The sequence below is a fragment of the Sphingomonas sp. TREG-RG-20F-R18-01 genome, from assembly GCF_022662475.1.
GTDB lineage: Bacteria > Pseudomonadota > Alphaproteobacteria > Sphingomonadales > Sphingomonadaceae > Sphingomonas.
Window position 1 is genome coordinate 1 of record NZ_JAKNQQ010000025.1, and the last position, 20,695, is coordinate 20,695.

16 protein-coding genes are annotated in these 20,695 nt (G+C 64.1%); 5 read left to right on the top strand and 11 right to left on the bottom strand.

The annotated features are described in order from the left end of the window. Nucleotides 1-371: 371 nt before the first annotated feature. Nucleotides 372-1,238, bottom strand: coding sequence for a LysR family transcriptional regulator (locus L8K25_RS21930; RefSeq protein WP_242141155.1), 867 nt, complete (start codon nucleotides 1,236-1,238; stop codon nucleotides 372-374). A 101-nt stretch (nucleotides 1,239-1,339) separates the two neighbouring features. Here L8K25_RS21930 and bla point away from each other — a divergent pair, with 101 nt between their 5' ends. Then, a complete protein-coding gene (bla, locus tag L8K25_RS21935; RefSeq protein ID WP_242141156.1) occupies nucleotides 1,340-2,245 on the top strand; it encodes a subclass B3 metallo-beta-lactamase in 906 nt (301 codons plus the stop codon). A gap of 255 nt (nucleotides 2,246-2,500) precedes the next feature. Further along, the gene (locus L8K25_RS21940; protein ID WP_242141157.1) at nucleotides 2,501-3,328 is read left to right on the top strand and encodes a DUF5694 domain-containing protein; all 828 of its coding nucleotides are present in this window, start codon (nucleotides 2,501-2,503) and stop codon (nucleotides 3,326-3,328) included. Between the two features lie 234 nt (nucleotides 3,329-3,562). Here the strand turns inward: L8K25_RS21940 and L8K25_RS21945 are convergent, their stop codons facing one another. From L8K25_RS21945 to L8K25_RS21970, 6 genes are all read right to left on the bottom strand, one after another. Then, nucleotides 3,563-4,609: a LacI family DNA-binding transcriptional regulator gene (locus tag L8K25_RS21945; protein ID WP_242141158.1), complete on the bottom strand. Its 1,047-nt coding sequence runs from the start codon at nucleotides 4,607-4,609 to the stop codon at nucleotides 3,563-3,565. 5 nt (nucleotides 4,610-4,614) lie between these two features. Continuing rightward, nucleotides 4,615-6,093, bottom strand: coding sequence for a tryptophan halogenase family protein (locus tag L8K25_RS21950; protein ID WP_242141159.1), 1,479 nt, complete (start codon nucleotides 6,091-6,093; stop codon nucleotides 4,615-4,617). Beyond that, nucleotides 6,090-7,121 carry a cupin-like domain-containing protein gene (locus tag L8K25_RS21955; RefSeq protein ID WP_242141160.1) on the bottom strand — a complete coding sequence of 344 codons (1,032 nt, stop codon included), beginning with the start codon at nucleotides 7,119-7,121 and terminating at the stop codon, nucleotides 6,090-6,092. The genes L8K25_RS21950 and L8K25_RS21955 overlap by 4 nt, the downstream gene beginning before the upstream one ends. Further along, on the bottom strand, nucleotides 7,114-7,836 hold the full coding sequence (locus L8K25_RS21960) for a SapC family protein (protein WP_242141161.1): 723 nt from the start codon (nucleotides 7,834-7,836) through the stop codon (nucleotides 7,114-7,116). Before L8K25_RS21960 ends, L8K25_RS21955 begins: the two co-directional genes overlap by 8 nt. Further along, a complete protein-coding gene (locus L8K25_RS21965) occupies nucleotides 7,833-9,359 on the bottom strand; it encodes a tryptophan 7-halogenase (RefSeq protein ID WP_242141162.1) in 1,527 nt (508 codons plus the stop codon). Before L8K25_RS21965 ends, L8K25_RS21960 begins: the two co-directional genes overlap by 4 nt. 112 nt (nucleotides 9,360-9,471) lie before the next feature. Then, the gene (locus L8K25_RS21970) at nucleotides 9,472-12,537 is read right to left on the bottom strand and encodes a TonB-dependent receptor (protein WP_242141163.1); all 3,066 of its coding nucleotides are present in this window, start codon (nucleotides 12,535-12,537) and stop codon (nucleotides 9,472-9,474) included. 220 nt (nucleotides 12,538-12,757) lie between these two features. On the opposite strand from L8K25_RS21970, the gene L8K25_RS21975 reads away from it, so the two are divergent. Then, entirely contained in the window at nucleotides 12,758-15,010 is a 2,253-nt protein-coding gene (locus L8K25_RS21975) for a glycoside hydrolase family 3 protein (RefSeq protein WP_242141164.1), read from the top strand. Here the strand turns inward: L8K25_RS21975 and L8K25_RS21980 are convergent. Beyond that, the gene (locus L8K25_RS21980; protein ID WP_242141165.1) at nucleotides 15,007-15,687 is read right to left on the bottom strand and encodes a DUF6445 family protein; all 681 of its coding nucleotides are present in this window, start codon (nucleotides 15,685-15,687) and stop codon (nucleotides 15,007-15,009) included. The genes L8K25_RS21975 and L8K25_RS21980 overlap by 4 nt on opposite strands. Continuing rightward, a complete protein-coding gene (locus L8K25_RS21985) occupies nucleotides 15,684-16,496 on the bottom strand; it encodes a glycoside hydrolase family 16 protein (RefSeq protein ID WP_242141166.1) in 813 nt (270 codons plus the stop codon). Before L8K25_RS21985 ends, L8K25_RS21980 begins: the two co-directional genes overlap by 4 nt. 179 nt (nucleotides 16,497-16,675) lie before the next feature. On the opposite strand from L8K25_RS21985, the gene L8K25_RS21990 reads away from it, so the two are divergent. Beyond that, on the top strand, nucleotides 16,676-18,418 hold the full coding sequence (locus L8K25_RS21990) for an adenylyl cyclase (RefSeq protein ID WP_242141167.1): 1,743 nt from the start codon (nucleotides 16,676-16,678) through the stop codon (nucleotides 18,416-18,418). Here L8K25_RS21990 and L8K25_RS21995 read toward each other — a convergent pair. Next, a complete protein-coding gene (locus tag L8K25_RS21995) occupies nucleotides 18,356-18,859 on the bottom strand; it encodes a hypothetical protein (protein WP_242141168.1) in 504 nt (167 codons plus the stop codon). The genes L8K25_RS21990 and L8K25_RS21995 overlap by 63 nt on opposite strands. A gap of 254 nt (nucleotides 18,860-19,113) precedes the next feature. Beyond that, entirely contained in the window at nucleotides 19,114-19,518 is a 405-nt protein-coding gene (locus L8K25_RS22000) for a hypothetical protein (RefSeq protein WP_242141169.1), read from the bottom strand. Between the two features lie 670 nt (nucleotides 19,519-20,188). Here L8K25_RS22000 and L8K25_RS22005 point away from each other — a divergent pair. Further along, nucleotides 20,189-20,443: a hypothetical protein gene (locus L8K25_RS22005; RefSeq protein ID WP_242141170.1), complete on the top strand. Its 255-nt coding sequence runs from the start codon at nucleotides 20,189-20,191 to the stop codon at nucleotides 20,441-20,443. The last annotated feature ends 252 nt before the right edge of the window (nucleotides 20,444-20,695 follow it).

Below are 20,695 nucleotides of genomic sequence, written 5' to 3' on the forward strand. Positions count from 1 at the left end.
CGTTACTGCATCGTCGACGAAAAGGTGGGGCGCGTCTACTACACGAGGGCAGGTATCGAGCAATACGAGGCTGCGCAAGTGTGACGTAAACAATTCCTGGACGAAGGTGCACGCCAGCCACCAAGCCGCGCGTATCGCTCCCTCGCCAGATCCTGGATTTGCGATTTAGCGTGACCTATAATCAGCCATTCACTGCACTTTTTCGGCTCCTCGACTACGGCCATTCGTTAAGGTCTAACGAAGCTGTCGATTATGGTTTGAACGGCAGTTGCCGGCGCAATGAACGCCCGGGCGGCATAGGTGCCTAATGGTCATCTCCCTGCGAAAATCGTCGTCGGTCCGCCTTTAGGGATTGCGAGTTGGATGGAATCCTAGCTCGCCGCCGCCATCAGCCACTCTCTGAAGACACGCATCGCTGGTGTGTCTTGCCGCGTCATCAGCCGAGTCAGCCAATAGCGCCCTGTTGTGATTTCGATCGCGAACGGCTGGATGAGGCGCCCGGTCGTCAGATCGTCCGCGAACATCGCAGGCGGCGCGATGGCCACACCGAGCCCAGCCTTCGCGGCCGCAACCATCAGGATCGATGTGTCGAACACCAGTCCGCGGATCGGCGGCGGTGGCACACCAGCCGCTGCGAACCAGGACGGCCATTCGTCGGGCCGATAGGACCGGAACAACGTCTCGCGCGCCAACGATTCGGGCATCGTTAGGCGATCCGCCATGGTGGGCGTGCATAAAGGCGACAGCGGTGCGTCGAGGATCGGTTCTGCGTGAACGCCGTGCCAGGCGCCGTCACCGAAGCGGATCGCCAGATCCAGACCTTCGCCTGCAAGATCGACGCGATTGTTGTTGGTCATCAGCCGCAAATCGACATGTGGATGGGCTCGACCGAAGTCGGTCAGTCTAGGCAGGAGCCAACCGCCCGCGAACGTACCCACGACTCCCACGCTCAGCACTTCGCGCAGGCGCCCGCCGGCATAGCGGTCGAGCGTGGCGCCGATTGCATCGAAAGCGCCAGCGACGACCGGCACGAGCGCATGGCCCTCGTCGGTCAACGCCAGACCGCGCGGCAAACGGCGGAACAGCGGCATGCCGAGTCGCCGCTCGAGCGCCGCGACCTGATGGCTGATCGCGCCTTGACTGACCCGCAGCTCGATCGCGGCGCGGGTAAAGTTGAGATGGCGCGCCGCCGCCTCGAAAGCGCGCAGCGCGTTTAAAGGAAGGTGGGCACGGTCCATTCGTTACGCATGAACGGGACTCATGCCTCTGTCGAGATATGATGCTTTGCGCCATGACCGATCTTTGTCGCATCCACTTTAAGAGCTAAGGGAGATTGGGCGTGAAACGACTTATGGCGGCTATGGCTGGTCTAGCGGGAATGGTCTGCGCACCCGGAATTTCTCATGCCGACGATCCGCTGCTGCGTCCGATCAAGCCCGCCGGCGCGGCTGCGTGGATCACGCCGCAAGCGCCTCTGCACATTTACGGCAACACCTATCTCGTCGGTTTTGGCGCGCTCAATGTGGCTCTGATCCGGACGTCGGCCGGTCTGATCCTGATTGACGGTGCGGTGCCACAAGGGGTGCGCGCGATCGAGGCCAATATCCGCCGGCTCGGTTTTCGCATTGCCGACGTGAAACTGATCCTAAATACCGAGCCGCATTTCGATCATGCCAGCGGCATCGCCGCCCTCGCCCGCGACAGTGGCGCGACCGTGATTGCCAGCGCCGCCGCCGCCGCCGTGCTGCGCTCGGGGCAGCCCGATTCCGATGATCCGCAGTTCGCCTGGGGTGTCGCATACCCCGGCGTCCGACGTGTGCGTGCCATTGCCGACGGCACGCCGATCCGCCTTGGCGACACCATCGTGACTCCTCATATTACCGCCGGACACACCCCCGGCAGCATGAGTTGGACGTGGCGATCCTGCGAAGGCGATCGATGTTTGAACACGGTCTTTGCCTCCAGCCTTAACCCGATCGCCGGGCCGGGCTATCGCTACACAGGACATCCCGAAGAAGCCGACGCCTTCCGCCGCAGCTTTGCCACCTTACGCGCGCTGCCCTGCAACATCCTCCTGACGCCGCACCCCGGGCAGTCCGACGGCGATGTCAAAGCGCGCAAGCTGGCGGTATCGCGAATCCCTAATCCGTTTATCGACGACAAGGCCTGCCGAATATATGCTAAAAAATATGCTGCATTGTTCGTGAAGCGGATCGCGGACGAAAAGGCCGGCCGGGCAAAATAGTTTGCTCGTCGAGTTGAAGGGATACGACCCAATGCCGCCCATTCGTAACCTGGTTCCAGCTTCTCCGTTTCTGTCATCCATTCGGGTTGGTAGCGTGACGGTTGCGCCAGAGGATTTCGACCTACTGCCCGCCGGCTTACCCAGAGGGATGCGGTTCTACTGGGCTGAGCAGTCTTCTCGCCAACCGCTATGATCCCATAGACAGCCTTCAATCAGTGTGTATTATTACAGCAACACACCTTGAGGATGCCTTGTATGATGTTGACGATGCTTGCTGCCGCGGCGATTGCGGTCACTCCCGCGCCACAGCCCGCCCCGATCCAAGTCATGGTTCTAGGCACCTACCACTTCGGGAACCCTGGTCGCGACAAGGTCAATGTCCGCGTCGACGATGTCACTACACCGCACCGTCAGCGCGAGCTCGAAGCGCTGGCGGAATCTATCGCGACGTTCAAGCCGACGCGGGTCATGGTTGAGGTGCAACGTCCTGGCCCGTCCTACGACGTTGCAGATTTCACGAGCTTCTCACCTGCACTGCTCCGCACCGACAGGGACGAAACGACGCAGATTGGCTACCGTGTCGCGTCCCGCGTTGGTCTGCGATCGGTCCAAGGCATCGACGAACAGCCTGGCAAAGGCGAGCCCGACTACTTCCCAATCGGCCGTGTCGAAACCTATGCGAAGGTACATGGTGAACAGGCTTACCTCGACGCGGCTTTCGCACGAGTTCAAGCCTCTGCGCATCAGTTCGAGAAAGAACAGGCGACCACCAGCATCCCAAAGATGCTGATCCGCTACAACGACCCCTCAACCCCGATGGGCGGTCAGGACTCCTATTACTCAATGCTCCGGTTCGGTGATGGCGATGACCAGCCGGGGGCGGACCTCAACGCCATGTGGTACCTGCGCAACGCCAAAATCTTTGCCAAGCTCATCAATGTGGCGAAGCCTGGAGATCGCATCCTGGTCGTGTACGGAGCAGGCCATAGTTACTGGCTGCGGCACTTCGCCGCCACGACGCCAGGCTACGAATTGGTCGATGTAACACCCTATCTCCAAAGGGCAGCGGATCAGATACGATGATCGGAGAGACCCAATCCCGGCCACTCGCGCCCCGTTTTCGGCTCACCAACAGCGGACATCGGTTCGTTTCCCATTACACCGCAGATTGGCGGAGAACAGCGTCAACAGTGGCAGACCGGCGCCAACGCCCGGCATAGCCGAGCGCGCTAGATACCAGGACCCCGCAAGAAGCATTGCCCAGTGCGGCCGCGATCTGGCGCCTGAGCACCGCGACAGCCACCGGGATGCGCTGCGCTAGCGGCGCGGAGCGGTCGATTGGCGCAATTCGAGTTTGGCCGGCACGATGATAGGCTGCTCGGGGGCATCACGTCCGGCGAGCTCGCCGATGATGAGTTCGACGGCGCGTGCAGCGAGGTCGGCGATCGGCTGATCGATCGCGGTGAGCGGTGGGTGCGTGAAGCGCACGATCGGCGTATTGTCGAAGCTGATCAGCGACACGTCGCGCGGCACCACCATCCCGCGCTCACGGCACAACTCTAGCGTGGCGAGCGACATCTGGTCGTTGCTCGCTATGATCGCGGTCGGCGGATCGGCCGCATCGAGCAAGGCAGCTGCAGCGTCACGCCCGGACGCATAGCCGAAATCGCCGCGTGCCAGCAGGGTGTCGGGCAAGCCCGCTGCGGCCATCGCCGCCCGCCAGCCGTCAATACGCCACCCGCTCAGCGTATAATCGTCTGGTCCGCCGATGAAGCCGATCCGATCATGGCCCAGTGCGATCAGATGCTCAGTCGCAAGCTGCGCCGCGCGTTCCTCGTCCATTGACAGCGCGAAGCCTGCGCCCGCGCGCCGCGACCCGATCCGCGCGAAGCTGATCCGCTGCGCCTCGAGCAGATCGATGATCAGCGGATGCTCCGAATGCGGCGGGGTCAGGATCACGCCGTCGGGCTGGAGCGCGGCGATCGCCCCCATCAGTTCGCGCGCGATATGGTCGCTGTGCGTATCGACCAGCTCGACGATCATGCGATAGCCGTAGGTCGCGCAGGTCAGCATCCCGCCGAGCAGCATCTGATCGACCCAGTCGACGCCTTGGCGCGCGCGCCAGTCGGCGAGCGTGCGCTCGCGGTCGTTGAGCGCGACGATCAGATAGGAGCGCGATCCGCCCATCCGCTGCGCCGCGATCGAGGGGACGTAGCCGAGCCGGTCGATCGCCTCCTGCACGTGCGTGACCATCTCAGGCCGTACGCCGGGCTCCTTGTTGATGACGCGGCTGACAGTCTGCAGCGAAACCCCTGCTTCCGCCGCGACGTGCTTGATCGTGACGGCCTGGCGCCGGCGTGCCATTCCGCTCAGCCGCCGCAATATTGCGCGACATAGGCGGCGTGCGGCGGCAACCCCGCCACGGTGCGCGTGACATTGTCGCGCAGCGTCGCGAGGAACCTCGCCAGTTCCTCATCGGGGAGCTTCGCGGCAATCGGGTGGTGGGTGGCGGGTTCGATCCCCTGCCCCATCATCACCTGCACCCAACTATTTTCCGCGAACAGTTCCTCGTTCCGCCGGAACACGCGACCAGTCTCGCGGAACAAGGCGATCTTCTGCGCGAGAGTCTCGGGTACGTCCATTGCCGCGCACTGCCGCCAGAACGCGGACTCGCGGCGGTTGGTCGCCTTGTAATGTAGAATCAGGAAATCGCGGATCTGCTCCATGTCGGCGAATTGCTGGTCGTTGAATTCGGCGATATCGCGCGGCGAGATCGCCCCCGCCGGCATCATCCGGATCAGCCGCAAAATCGCGCGCTGAATAAGATGGATGCTGGTCGATTCGAGCGGCTCCATGAACCCGCCCGACAGCCCGATCGCAACGACGTTGCGGTGCCATTGCCGCCGCCGTGCGCCGGTGACGAAGCGGATATGGTTCGGCTCGGTCAGCACGGTCCCTTCGACGTTACCGAGCAGGCGGGCAAGCGCTACGTCGTGGTCGAGATAGCGGCTGCAATAGACGATGCCGTTGCCGGTGCGATGCTGTAGCGGGATGCGCCACTGCCACCCGGCGTCGTGCGCCATCGCTCGCGTATAGGGTACGGGCGGGCGGACGTTCTCGGTCTGCACTGCGATCGCTGCATCGCACGGCAGCCAGTGGCTCCAATCGTCGAACCCGGCATGCAGCGCCTGCTCGATCAGCAGCGCGCGAAAACCGGTACAGTCGAGGAATAGGTCGCCTTCGACGACGACCCCGGATTCGAGATGCAGCGCAGCGACGTCGCCGCTTTCGCCATCGAGCGCGACATGCGCGATCCGCCCTTCGATCCGCCGCGCGCCGTCGCCTTCCGCCATCCGCCGCAGGAACTGCGCGTAGAGCGAGGAATCGAGCTGATACGCATAGTTCATCCGCTCGTCGGGGAGATGCGCGAACCTGCCCTCCATCGCCGCGACCAGCTCGAGGCAATAGGCGTCGTACGCCGCGTCATGCCCACGCTCGCGGCCGTTTAGCCAGAAATGCTGGAAGCCCGCCGACCAATGGTCTTGTCCGGTCGTGCCGAACGAATGGAAATAGCGGTCGCTGCCGTCCTTCCATCCATCGAACAAGATGCCAAGCTTGAAGGTCGCCTGCGTCGCGCGCATGAAATCGGCCTCGCCGATGCCGAGCAGCCGATTATAGGTAACGAGCGGCGGGATCGTCGACTCGCCCACCCCGATCGTTCCGATCGCGTCGGATTCGATCAGCGTCACCTCGGCGGTGCGGCCCATCGTCCGCGCAATCGCTGCGGCGGCCATCCACCCTGCGGTGCCGCCCCCGGCGACGACGATACGGCGCGGGCTGGCGGTCATGCGCTGAGGCTCCTGAGCAGGAAGGCGCGGATGCGATCGGCGCTTTCCGGGGTTAGCGGGGCGAGAATACTGCGGCCCTCCACTGGAATATGTGCGGTCACGTCGTCGCCATTGTTGAAAACGTAATAGTCGAACATGTCGCGCCAATGCTGCTTCTGATCGGCGGGCAGATCGCGGATTGCGAGCAGCGCATGATTGAGCGCATCCTGCGGCGAGCCCATCCAGCGCGGCGTCTCGCGCCACCAATAGTTCACCAGTACGTTGAAATCGGCGAGCCCCTCAACGTGATGCCACCATAACGCTGGGATGTAGAGCGCATCGCCCGCTTCGAGGTCTGCGACCTGCGCATGTGCTAGCGCTTCAGGGAATCGCGAGTGGAGTTGCGCATCCGGAGCGTGAAAATCGACCATGCTGATCGCGCGACCCGCGGGCGTGTTGTCGATCGGCCCGAGGTGCAGATTGCGGAACTGCTCGCGGGGGAACAGCGTGAAGCGCCGCCGCCCCGCGGCCACGCACGCCAGATTGTTGGGCAGATCGTTATGCGCAGCGATCCGCGTCCTGGTGCCGATCCAGATACTCGCGAGGCACGTGCGGTCGCCGAGATCGACCTGGTTCGCCTCGTACAGGCCGGTGAAGAACTGGTGCATGTCGATCGACGCGAGATAGACCGGCGGCGCCCCCGCCTGCCCCTCGATCGCGTCGATCCGCTGGAAGATGTCGGGCAGCTTGGCACGCAGTGTGCGAAAATTCATCGCCATGGCCGCATCGTAGAACAGGCGCCCGTCGCCGCCCGGCTCGCCGACCGCGACGGTGAAGGCGGTGTCGCGGTGATGCCGCAGCAGATATGCGCGCGTCTCGCGCGACGAGCGACGACCCGCTGTGACCAGCGGCCAATCCTTGACCAGCCCGCGCACGACGAACGGCGCGTCGGCGTCATGCAACCGCGCGTCGAGCTCGGCTGCGTCCGCCACAACGATTTCGGGCACCTTCGCCAGATCGTGGAAGATACCGGGATGTGCCTCAGCCAAGCGTCACGTCCCGCCGGCTCTTGCGGTCGATCAGCTCGCTGACGTTGGCGAGCGAGGCGAGCGCCATGAAGATCGGCAGCAAATGCCCATCGGCATGCAATTCGCCGAGCGCGCTCGCGTCGAGCTGTTGCAGCCGTTCCTCGGCAATGCCGTGATAGCCGACCAGGCGATTGATGCTCCCATCGGGCAGCGTGATCTCGAGCGTCAGCGGCTCGAGCAACTCGTGCCGCGCGAGCGCCGCGAAGAAGCCCTCGCTCGCCTGCCACCCCGCATCGAGCTCGCCAAGCTGCGCGGCGAGCGTCTCGAGATACGGCGTCGCGCGGCCCAGATCGTCGAACACGCGTACGCCCTCGCCCCCCGGCGCGATGCGCGGGCTGTCGAGGTCGAGATGCACTTGCTTGTCGCCGCCCGGGGTCGCGGGGTGGCCGATCAGAAAGGGCTGGATCTCCAGCGCGAGCGGACGGTAGCGCGCATCCCAGCGATCGCCGTCGAGGAAAAGGTTCTCGCCCGGTTCGAACCCGAATATCGCCAGCGCCTGGAACCGATCGCGCTGCGGCGTGAGCCGGAACAGGATCGGATAGACGTTCTGCACGCGGCGAAACTCGCTCGGCACGATCAGGCACGACATCACCGCATCGCCCAGATCCGCACCGCGCGTCGGCCGGATGCGCAGCGTGCGGTGCTCCTCGCTGGTGAGCAGAACGTGGCTGGTCATAAGGAAATCTGCTCCATAGCGATCGATCGATGGTCCGCCCGGCACGCATCGAGATAGACGCGGATCGGCGGCAGCGTCGCGAGCATGCCACGCGTGCGCTGCGCGATCTGTGCGAGCGACGCCGCCCGGCGCGTGCCGAACGGTCCCGGCCGGGGGAGCTGCGCGTGCATGCCGTAGAGGATATACTGATAGCTCGCTGCCGGGAACAGCTCGTCGAGCATCGGCAGGTCGGCCCGCAGCGGCGGCCGGTGCCGCCACAGCGCCAGCAGTTCGACAAGGCGCGGCGGGATCGAGGCATGGTCGCGATGATCCCGCCAATAAAGCTCGTCGCGTCGGCTGAGTACGTAGTGCAGTTTGAGGAATTCGACTATCCCGTCCCAGCGATAGCGGAACAACCGGTTGAACCGCGCCGCCGTCAGCGGCATCGTTTCGCGCGTCGGCCAGTCGTCAAGCAGCGCGTCGAGCGTCAGCTCGATCGTCACGATCGCCGACGCTTCCAAAGGCTCCAGGAACCCCGCCGACAATCCGACCGCGAGACAATTGCCGCGCCAGAATTCCGCACGGTGCCCCGAACAGAAAGTCAGCCGGCGCGGCGCGATCGGCGCGGTCGTCCCGAGATACGCGCGCAGCGTCTCAAGCGCGGCATCGTCGCTCATATGCGCGGAGGAATAGACGCACCCGACGCCGCGCCGCGTCGGCAGGCCGATGTCCCAGATCCAGCCCGCGGCATGTGCGGTCGCGTCGGTCTGCGCGGCGATTGGACTATCGGCGGCGACGGGCACCTGCACCGCGAGCGCGCGATCGTTGAACAGCACGTTGCTACGGTCGATCAACGGCACGTCACCGACCAACAAGGCCGCATGGCCGGTACAATCGAGAAACAGGTCGCCCGCGACGGCGCCCTGGTCGCGGGTCCGGACGGCGAGCACGTCGCCGTTTTCCGCGCGATCGACCGCGATCACGTGATCGCGTAGATGCCGCACGCCCAGCCGCTCGGTCGCGTGCCGCAGCAGCAGCGCGGCGAGCTTGGCCGCGTCGAGATGATAGCCATAATTCAACGCGCCCGCATAATCGGGCATCGCCCGCTGGCGCGGCGCCAGGCCCTGCCCGGCCACGTGCGGCTGCGGCGTGACGGCGTCGGCGAAGGCGGCCCCGGCGGCCTCGGCCTGCCAGACGGCGAGCAGCGCGCGTGCGTCGGCTTCGGCGGGCGGGGTGAAGGGATGGAAATAGACATCGTCGGCCGCGCCGGTCGCCCAGCCGTGAAAGCGCGAGCCGTGCTTGAACGACGCATCGCACGCCAGCAGGAACTCGGCCTCGCCGATCCCGATCTGCTCGAGCGTCGCGCGCATCGTCGGCCACGTGCCCTCGCCGACGCCGATCGTCGCCACATCGGGCGATTCGACCAGCGTAACGGTGATCGGCTGCGCCGCGCTTGGCCGCGCCGCCGCGGCGATCCGGCAGGCGGCAAGCCAGCCTGCGGTGCCGCCGCCGACGATGACGACATTGGTGATGGCCGTATCCAATTGGCCCGTCCTGTTGGTGGTCCGTGCGCGGAAACCCGTTCGACAGCGCTTGTGCCGTGCGGACCCGAGAAACGCCACCCTCGCATCGCGAGGATGGCGCTTTTCCGCGCTCTTAGAACGTAATCCGCGCGCCCGCCGAATAACGCGGATCCTGCTTGGTTACGAACGCGACGTTGCGATCCGAACGGAGATGGCCGCTGCGATCCTCGCTGTTGACGTTGATCCCCTCGACGAACACCGAGATGTTCTTGGTGAGCGCATAGCTCGCGCTGACGTCGAGCTGGCCATAGGTATCGACATAGAACGGGTTGACCCCCGCCCCCGACAGATACCCCTTCCGCCAGTTATACGCGGCACGCGCCTGCAGCCCGTTCTTGTCGTAGAACAGCACCGCGTTGGCGCTGTCCGACAGCCCGGTGATCGCGAACTGCGAGACGCTCGCCGGCAGAAGGTTGTTGTAGTTCTGATTTCCGCGCACGATCGTGTAGTTGAGGATCGTGCCGAACCCGGTGTTCCAGAAATTGTGCTGGATCGCGAATTCGAACCCGTCGACGTTGGCGGTCTGCGCGCTGTTGAACGGCGTCGTAATCACGAAGTTGACCAGCGGATCGTTCGGCTGCGCGACGATCGTCCCGTTGACCACGCCGCCCGGATAGTTGGCGCCGATATAGTCGCGAATCTGCGCATAGGTGGCGTTCGCCCCCAAAGCGTTGAGCGCCGCCTGATAACGCGGGCCGTTCTGCGTCACGCCGTTGAAGGTCGTGGTCGGCGAGGTGATCCCCTGGATCGTCTGGTTGACGACGGTGCTGCTGATATAGTTCGACACGTTCTTATGGAAATAGCCGATCGAGATGTAGCTCTCCTTGTTGTAATACCATTCCGCCGACAGATCGATATTCTTCGACTTGAACGGGATCAGATTGGGATTGCCGACCGAGCCCGTGCCACCACCGACGCGGAACAGCGTGTCGAGCCGACGGCCGCCCTGCAGGCTGCCATAGTCGGCCCGCGTGATGGTGTGGCTGTACGACGCGCGCAGCTTGATCGTGTCGGTCGGCTCGATGTCGAAATCGACCGACGGCAGCCAGTTCTGATAACTGCCCTTGAACGTGGTGAAGCTGGTCCCGTTGAACAGGATGTTGAACTCGTTCTGCGAATTCTGCCGTGCACCGGATGGGGCCGGTACCAGGGCGGTCGCGCTGACGTCGGTCGTCTCGTAGCGCAGGCCACCGATGACATGCCCGGGGATCGAGAAGACGTCGAACTTGCCGTTGAACTGGAAATACGGCGCGATCGTCTTTTCGCGCACACGCGAGTCCGTGGTGTACGGGATCAGGCACTGCCCGTTGCCGCCGCAGATCTTGTACGCTTGATCGAGCAGCGTGACGACGCTGGGCAGGTTGAACGTGTAGAACGACTTGACGATGTCCGCCGAATTGGCGCCGCTGATGCCTGAGAATTTGTCGGGAATGCTGGTCAGCGTGAACAGGCTGTCGGGAAGCAATGCCGCCGCCGCCGCGCGCTGCGCCGCGCTGTCGCCGCCGGTGCCGCCCCAGGTGTCGTTCTGCAGCACACTATAGGCCGAGCGGACCTTGTTGTCAGTGTACTGCACCCCCCAGTCGAGGCTCTCGAGGAAGCCGTGGCTGTGGTCGTAATGCCCCTTCAGCTGGATCTGGTTGATCTCGTCGCGGAAGTAAGAATTGCGGAACGCGTTGCCGGTCGGGACGATGTTCGCGGCATTGAGCGGATCGATGCCCGAATACATGTTGTACGAGATCACGGGCAGCTGATTCTGGAAATTGACCGTCTGATTCTGGATGCCGAACACCGCTGTGCCGACCGAATTGCTGTTGCCATACGGGCTGTTGGGCTTCGATTCCGCCGTCGAGTGGTTGACGTCGAGCACGACGGTGACGCCGCCCGGCCCCTTCCAGGTCAGATTACCGCCGATCGCCTTGTTCTCGCTGCGCGCCGAGGTCTGCGACGCCGAGTAAGCGAGATCCTTGGTCTCCGCCGCGCCGAACCGCTCGGTGTAAAAATTCGGCCCGGCGACCGGGCCGTTGGTCCACGAGCTCGACGTGTCGTTGTGATTGTACCAGATGCCGACGCTGTTATCGCGAATGTCGACGGTGTTGCGTGAATAGGTATAGTCGAACGTCGCCGTAAGCGTGTCGGTCGGCTTGAACTGCAGCACCGCCTGTCCGTTGATGCGCTGGCGCTTGCCGTTGACGACGTCATAGCCGGCATTCTGCGGCACCTGATAAACGTCGGTCGCACCCGGACGGTTGGTGATGTTGGCGGCACGCGGGTCGCCAGGTTGCGCGAGCGACCCCCAATTGTTCTCGGCGCCGAGATAGCCGTCGCGGAAGCCGACATTGGCCGCGTTTGCGCTGAAATGACGCTCCTGGAACGAGCCGAGCACGAGCACGCCGATGCGGTCGTCGGCGAAGGTGTCGGAGAAGATCCCCGACACTTCAGGGGTCACGTCCTTGCCGCCGTTCTGCGACGTATCGACCACGCCGCGCGCCGACAGCGACCCGCGCAGGCCCGGCTTGTCGAACGGCCGCGGGGTCCGGATGTTGATGGTCGAGCCAATGCCGCCCGACGGCACGCTCGCGCGGCCCGATTTGTAGACTTCGAGCGCCGCGACGCCTTCGGATGCGAGGTTGGCGAAATCGAACGAGCGCGACACGGGGGCGCTGTTGCCGTCGCCGATCGTCGAGGTGGCAAGCTGGCGGCCGTTGAGCGTAACGAGGTTATATTCGGGGCCGAACCCGCGAACGGTGACGAACTGGCCTTCGCCGTTCGAACGATCGATCGACACGCCAGTGATGCGTTGGAGCGATTCAGCGAGGTTGGTGTCGGGGAACTTGCCGATATCCTCGGCCGAGATCGCATCGACGATCCCCTGCGCATTGCGCTTTAGGTTGATCGAGCTGCGCAGCGAGGCGCGGATCCCGGTGACGACGATTTCGCCGCTCGTATCCGTACCGTCGGCGGTCGCGGTGCTCTGCGTCGTCGTGGTGCTGGTCGGCTGGTCCTGCGTCGTCGACGGACCGGTGTTGCCCATCGTCGATGCAGCGTCCTGCGCCAGTGCGATCATCGGATAGCCCGCCAGCGCGAGCGTCGATACGCCCAGCGTCAAACGCGTAGCCAAACGGGTGCTGAAGCCCCCCATGTCATCCTCCCTGGTATCGGCGCGTTACCCCTGCGCCCTCTTGTTTGAGAACGTTCACTTGTTCCGCAGCAGATGGATTGTCAAGTCGGCGGAGTGGCGCAAACGCGATGTTGTGAACGTTCCCAGGATGTGCTGTCTGTGCCGTAAAGGCGGCGGTAGAGCGAAGCGGAAATTCGCACCGGCGAGGGGCATTGCCGCTAAAGGTTGGGAGAATTTCGAAATGGTTAGGGCACTTCACCGCGTACTGCTCGGCGCAACCCTGCTCTCGAGCATCGGCGCCGCCGTACCCGCGGCAGGGCGACCCACGGCTGCACAGGCGCCAGCGCAGGGCGCCAGGGCCCGCGCGGCGGCGATCGTTGCCAAAATGACACTCGCCGAAAAAATCGCGCTGGTCCACGGTCTCTTCCCGCCGATGGCCAAGGGCAAGACGCTGAACGAGCTCATTCCGTCGGCCGGTCACATCGATGGCGTCCCGCATCTTGGCATTCCGCTGGTTCGCGAAAGCGACGCGTCGCTCGGCGTTGCCAACCAGGTCGAGCAGCGTAAGGGCGACGTGGCCACCGCCCTGCCCTCCGGCCTCGCGACCGCAGCAACCTTCGATCCCGCGATCGCCCGCGACGGCGGCGCGATGATCGGCGCGGAGGCGCGCGCAAAGCGCTTCAGCGTGCTGCTCGCGGGTGGGGTCAATCTGACGCGCGACCCATGGAACGGGCGCAATTTCGAATATCTCGGCGAAGATCCGCTGCTCGCCGGCACGATGGCGGGCGCGCATATCGCGGGCGTCCAGTCGAACCACATCGTCTCGACGATCAAGCATTTTGCGCTCAATGCGCAGGAAACCGGCCGCACCGTGGTCGATGCGAAGATCGGCGAAGCGGCATTGCGAATGAGTGACCTGCTCGCGTTCCAGATCGCGATCGAGATAGGCAAGCCGGGCTCGGTGATGTGCGCGTACAACAAGGTCAATGGCGACTGGGCGTGCGAAAATGCGCATCTGCTGAACGACGTGCTCAAGCGCGACTGGGGCTATCGCGGCTGGGTGATGAGCGACTGGGGCGCGGTGCATTCGACTGCCAGGGCAGCGAATGCCGGGCTCGATCAGGAATCGGGGCAGGAGCTCGACCACGCGATCTATTTCGCCGACGCGCTCGAGGCCGAGATCGCCGCGGGCCGCGTGCCGATGGCGCGGCTCGACGACATGGTGATCCGCTATCTGACCGGGCTGATCGAAACCGGGGCCTACGACGCGCCCGCGAAAGATGCCCAAGCGATCCCCTATGATACGCATGCCGAGGTTGCGCAGCGCGCCGCCGAGGCCGGAATCGTCCTGCTCAAGAACGATGGCGATCTCCTGCCGCTGGCGCGCTCAGCCAAGCGCGTGGTGCTGATCGGCGGTCGTGCCGATGTAGGGGTGCTGTCGGGCGGCGGGTCGAGCCAGGTCCGCTCGGTCGGCGGCGCGCCGGTCGAAATCCCGCTCACCAGCGGCGCTGCTTCGTCGTTCGCGCGCGTCACCTGGCACGCATCCTCACCACTGCTCGCGATCCGCGCCGCGATGCCGCAGGCACAGGTCACCTGGATCGATGGCAGCGATCCCGCCGCTGCGGCGGCTGCGGCGAAGGCCGCCGACGTCGCGATCGTGTTCGCAACGCAATGGACGACCGAAGCGCAGGACGTGCCCGATCTGTCGTTGCCCGATCGCCAGGACGATCTGATCGCCGCAGTCGCCGCGGCACAGCCCAAGACGATCGCGGTGATGGAGACAGGCGGCCCCGTGCTGATGCCGTGGCTGGCGAAGGTGCCTGCGGTCCTGCAGGCTTGGTATCCCGGCCAGCGCGGCGGCCCTGCGATCGCCAATATTTTGACTGGCCGCGTCAACCCGTCGGGCCGCCTGCCGATCACCTTCCCGGCGAGCGCGGTGCAAGCCCCGCGCGCCGCCCCGGTCGGGCTCGATCGCCTGACGAGTGCCGAGGCGCAGGCGGCCGCCGACCCCGGCCATGCCGGCGATCACCAACTGGCGAGCTTCCCGGTCGACTATGCCGAAGGCGCCGATGTCGGCTATCGCTGGTACGAAAAGACCCGCGCCACCCCGCTCTTCGCGTTCGGCCACGGGCTCAGCTACACCCGCTTCGCGTATCGCAACCCCGTGGTGACCGACGGCGCGAAGCTCAGCATCAGCTTCGAAGTGGTGAATACCGGGAAGATTGCCGGCGCCGACGTGCCGCAGGTCTATGTCGCGCGCGAGGGGTCGGCGACGCCGATGCGGCTCGCCGCGTTCCGCCGCGTGACGCTCAAGCCGGGTCAGGCGACGCGCGTGACGCTTGTCGCCGAGCCGCGCATCCTCGCCGATTATGACCCCGCGCTGCCCGGCTGGCGGATCGTGGGCGGGCGGTATCGCGTAGCGCTGGCGCATGATGCAACAGATCGCGCGCTCGTGTCGAGCGCGACCGTGGCGGCGGCAACGATGAAGCCCTAGGCCGTGACCGACAGGAAGGCGGTCACGGTGAGCCGCCCGCGCGCGGGATCGCTCGACAGCAGCGCATCGGGCGCGATCGAACCGCTGTGGAGAAGATAGCTCGGGTAGATCAGCGCGCGATTGTAGCGCGCCTCGACCGCCATGGTGCGCTCGAACAGCGAAGTGTCCCCCGTGACATAGCGTGCGGGGGGCAGACCGCCATGGCGGAATTCAGCCTCGAGTTGCCCGAAGAAGATCGGCGCGCGGTCTTCGTCGATCGTCTCGAACCCGGTCGAGCGATGGCGGAAAAATGCCGTACCGTCACCGTCTCCCGGCGTGAGATAATGCACCAGCGCAATCCGGTGCGCCCCGAACGCGTCGCAATGCGGAATGCGCTGGCGGATATCGAGCGCGTCGGGCTGGGTCGTCACGATCGAAAAGCTTGCATCGACCACTTCGACCGCGCCCGCGCGGGCCAGGAGCGGACCCAGCACGTCTGCCAGCACCGCGAGCTGGGTGGGCACATAGGCGTCCGGCAGGGCAGCGCGTATCCCCGGATAATGCTGCAACGCCGGGCCGAAGGTCGATGAAAGCGCTGCGGCCCGCAGCGCATCGGGATCTGCCGCGAAGTCGTCGATCACCACCAGCGGCTGCGCCTCGCGCCCGACCCGGTGGAGCGAGATCGCGGGGGCGCTCACGGCGCGCGCCAGTAGCGGACATAATCGACCGACAGACGCTGTGGCAGCGCGGCGTCGTCGATCCCCTTCACACCGCCCCAATCGCCGCCGACCGCGAGATTGAGGATTAGCTGGTACGGCACGGTGAACGGCCAAGCGGCATGCCCGCCGGGCTGGTCGTCACGAACGCGCATATAACCATGCCCGTCTACGCCCAACGTGATGCTGTGCGGCTGCCAGTCAAGCTGATAGCGATGATAGGCGGTGCACGCGCTCGCGACGCGCGTCTCGGCGCCGCGCTGCGTTCCGAGCTTGTGGTTGAATGCGGCGGTGTGGAGCGTCGCGTGGACGACGTACGGCTGCCAGCCGACCATTTCCATCAGATCGATCTCGCCCATGTCAGGCCAGTTCCCGGTCTGCGGCAGCAACCAGATCGCGGGCCAGGTGCCGCGACCGCACGGCAGCTTGGCGCGGACCTCGTAGAAGCCATAGCCAAGCGCCTGGCGGCTGACGAGCTTGGCCGAGCTATATCCCTGCCCGCCCCAGTCAGCTTCCGAACGGAGTGCCTCGCGCCGCGCTTCGATCACCAGCGCGCCCTTATCGATCCGCGCATTCTCGCGCCGATCGGCGGCGTAATATTGCTGCTCATGATTGGCCCAACCTTCGCGGTTGCGCGTGGTGTCGAAGCGCCAGCGCGAGGAATCGATCGCACCGTCGAACTCGTCCGCGAAGGCCGGGCGCGTCGGGGGCGCGCGCATCGGCACGTCGACTGAATAATTGGTCGCTGCCAGGCTCACGGCCTGCGCGAACAGCGTCACGACACTCGTCACCGCATCACCTCATCCCGCTTATGAGCAACCGATTGTCGCACCGGCTTAAAGCTCGGGCGCGTTCGAGACCACCAGCAAAATGCCGCGAAAAGCGCCCGCGTTGGCGGTGGCCATTCCCGGTCTCGGTAGATTAGGATCGGACGATAGCGAGATCCTGCGGACGAAATGAGGACGAGAGTTTGACGAGAGAAGCGACACGCCGCGGGGTTCTGGCGGGCATCGCCGCCGTTAGCGCGACTGGGATTGCGGCACGCCCCCTGCCAGCACCGCGCGATCCCGATCTCGGGCCGAACGTGCTGATCGTCGATCCCGGCATGCCGGGCGCACAGGCGCGTATCGACGGCTGGTTCGCGCAGCAGGAACGCGCGCACTTCACCGATCGTCGCTACGCCGTGCTGCTCAAGCCGGGCGTCCACCGGCTCGACATTAACGTCGGCTTCTTCACGCAGGTCGCGGGGCTTGGCCTCACACCCGACGCGGTCACCGTCGCCGGCCATGTCCATGCCGAGGCCGATTGGGAAAACGGCATGGCGCTCGTCAATTTCTGGCGATCGGTCGAGAACATGGCGGTGCGACCGCCGGATCGCGCCGATCGCTGGGCGGTGTCGCAGGCGGCGCCGTACCGTCGGATGCACCTCGTCGGCGACCTCGCGCTCGACGATGGCGGCTGGTCGAGCGGAGGGTTCATGGCCGATTGCCAGGTCGAGGGCGTGGTGCGCTCGGGCACGCAGCAACAATGGTTCACGCGCAGCTCACAGCTTGGCGGCTGGCAGGGCGCCAATTGGAACATGATGTTCATGGGCGTGGCCGGCGCCCCGCCGACGAGCTTCCCCGAGCCCCCGTACACGACGTTGCCGACCGTGCCGGTCATCCGCGAAAAGCCGTTCCTGCACATCCAGTCCGATGGCGTGTGGGGCGTGTTCGTTCCGGCGCTGCGGCGGGCGGCGACCGGTGTCTCGTGGCAGGGCCGGCAAACGGGCCGAAGCGTGTCGCTCGACCGCTTCCTCGTCGCCGATCCGACCACGCCGATCGCGACGATCAACCGCGCGCTGGCGAGCGGCCGCCATTTGCTGCTCACCCCCGGAGTCTATCGGCTGCACGAACCGATCCGCGTGCGCCGCGCCGATACGATCGTGCTCGGGCTGGGGCTGGCAACGCTGCTGAGCGAAGCGAGCAATGCGGCGATGATGATCGATGACGTGCCCGGCGTGTTGCTCGCGGGCGTGTTGATCGATGCCGGCGCGCAGATGTCGCCCGTCCTGCTGCAGGTGGGACCAAAGGGCGCGCGCGGCGACCATCACGCCAATCCGATGCTTCTCGCCGATGTCTTCTTCCGCGTCGGCGGGGCGGCGGTCGGCAACGTCGGGACCTGCCTGGAAATCAACAGCCATCATGTGATCGGCGATCATTTGTGGATCTGGCGCGCCGATCATGGCGATCGCGAGGGTAGCCGGGTGCATGTCGGCTGGGCCGAAAGCCGCGGCGAGCACGGGCTCGTCGTCAACGGCGACCATGTCACCTGTTATGGCTTGTTCGTCGAACATTTCCAGGGCTGGCAGACGCTGTGGAATGGCGAGAACGGCCGGACCTTCTTCTACCAGAACGAACTGCCCTACGATCCCCCGAGCCAGCACGCATGGCGCGCGGATTCGGATCGCGGTTGGGCGGCGTACAAGGTTGCGGATCACGTCCGTCACCATGAGGCGGTCGGCCTCGGCGTATATGCGAACTTCACCGCCGATCCTTCGATCGTCCTGGCGAGCGCGATCGAAGTGCCTGATGCTCCCGGCGTGCGGATCAGCAATGTTACCACGATCTCGCTCGGCGGCGGCAAGGGCACGATCGCGCATCCCGTCAATTCAGCCGGATCGGCCGCGCGACCTGGAAGCGTCCGGCAAACGCTGCGGCGATACCGGGAATAACCGGGCCTGGTACGGTCGCTGCTTCACGATATGAACAAACAGCGAGGACCACCCGAAGGCGGGCCGTCCGCTTTCCACCCAACTCGGCAGTTCGTTGGATAGGCTACAGCGGGGGTAGATCGCTCGCAGGAGCTCACCGACCTTCTTCGGCTCTATGATGGCGGCGTGATGCTTCACCTTCGGGACCGTCAACGCGCCCCGCAGAATGTCCGCGGGATTACGCTCGGTCCGCAACGTGGCAAAACCATAGCGAAAAAGTCGGCCCGCAAACGACCGAAGCCTGCGCGCCGTCTCGTGATGCCCGCGGCGTTCCACCCGCTTGAGCACGTCGAGAAGCTCGTGCGGCGTCACCAGGGCGATGGGACGATTGGCGATGCCGCCGAGGAGTTCGAGGAACCAGCGTGCCTTCTTGATGGTGGCCGGGGGCCACGCCTTCTGCAAAGTTCGTGGTCCCATGATTCGTGGCCACTTTTTGCCGGGCCTTAGCGGAACAAAGTGAGAAATAATGGGACAGCCGAGAGGCAATATACCGCATATTTTTGCGGTTTTCCAGCATGTTCTCTTTATGTACTGGTGCCCCAAAGGGGTCGAAGATGGGCACTCAAACTATTGGCAAATTTCAATTCCACGTCGTTGGTAGGCGATCGTTACGCAATCCGTTTCATATCGACGTTAAGCTTCGTAGCCTTGACCTTTCAATCCATCGCACCACGCAATGCCTCCAATTCTGCCAACCGTATCGGATCGTCAACTGCGAGTACTTCTTCGAGATAAAAGTAATGCGGTATTCTCCGCACCAACTCCGCCGTCTCACCGCTGTAATCTGAAGCAACCAGTTCAAAGGCGTCAACCAGTTCCCGTAGGAACCTTTTGTCGAGTTCTTCTATATCGCCGCAAATGACTTCCATAAGCTGTACCGCAGCGTCAGGATCAACGATATCGTCCCCCGACGTTTCCAAAAATACAACAACACTCCCAATGAGGCTTGCTATCTGTCTAGCTATCACGGCTTGACTACCCTTACCTTGATATTGGTAACCCCCATTCTCTGCAGAAGCTTTTGAGCTCTTATTTTCTATTTTGCAGTAGGGACTTCCCACATGCCATTCTTGCCGTGCTGCGCCAACGCTTCGGATTGCCGTAATACCTGTGCTCGCGCATTCGGAGCGTCCGTAACTTTCCACTTTCGATCGATTACATGGTCCCCATGTATGCCATCGAACTTCACCAACCTTGTCGAGCCGTCCGCCATCTTTCGGGTCAACGCCGGTGCATAACCTGGCCGCGTTCCGGTTGCCGCATCATTGTATGCCTTCCAGGCCTTCGTGCTTCTAGAGGTTTCCTTTACCCAATGAATTGGTGGCGGGTTGAAGACAGCTTCCGACGTCACCGTTTCCACCGCACGCAATGCGGAGACTTTAGCTATCACTGCTCCTGGGACTGCTGCCACCACAACATGGCCGGCGGCTAACCCGGTTGCCCTCCCCCAATCGCGCGCCGAGGCATTCGTAACGGCATTCGCTGCACGCGCGATGTGGACGATCATCGGCGTAGCATCGGCCACGAGCGCCGCGTCGATCGTACTCGCAACTCCGATCCCGACATTCTGGACAGTTGTGATAGGATTGGTCGTGAGTACGGAGTACACACCTGTTACTGTACCCGCGCCGACGCGGTACAGACCCTCGCCGACGCCTCCGGCGAATTCTGCAACCGGATTTGGCCGATCGATCCGTCGCGATGCCGCGGCTACCGACTCAGGCTCAGCCGTTGAGCGACTTCGCGGAGTTTCTCCAACGCGTGTCGGTTTTTCGGAAGATGGAGTTTCCCTGCGCGGCATCGTCGCGCCGCGCGATGCCGCACCAGACTGCCCGCTATCATCCGTGCCTGGTGAACGGTCGCTGGTGCGGCGCTTTGGTTTCTGCGCGGCACCGCCATGGTCATGCCCAGAACCGCGAAGGTGAACCGACCGTTGGTGGGATCATGCCAATGATTGAATTTGAACTCGACGACGTCCGGGTTTGAGATACGTGGGAGTCTGCCTGTTCGCAACCATCGAGAAAACGCTGTCTGTCGCTCGTCATTTGCAGACTGTGCCATGCCGCCTCGCCCCCATCGATACGACGAGAACATTTGAGCAGCATTTTCCAACATGTCAAGATTAACGTCATGGCGCCCCTAACGGATACCATTCGTCGTCTTGTACGAGGTGAAGTAGTCTAGCGAATGGTGCCCCAGAGGGGGCAAAGCTGGGCACTCGAATTATTGGGAAATTTT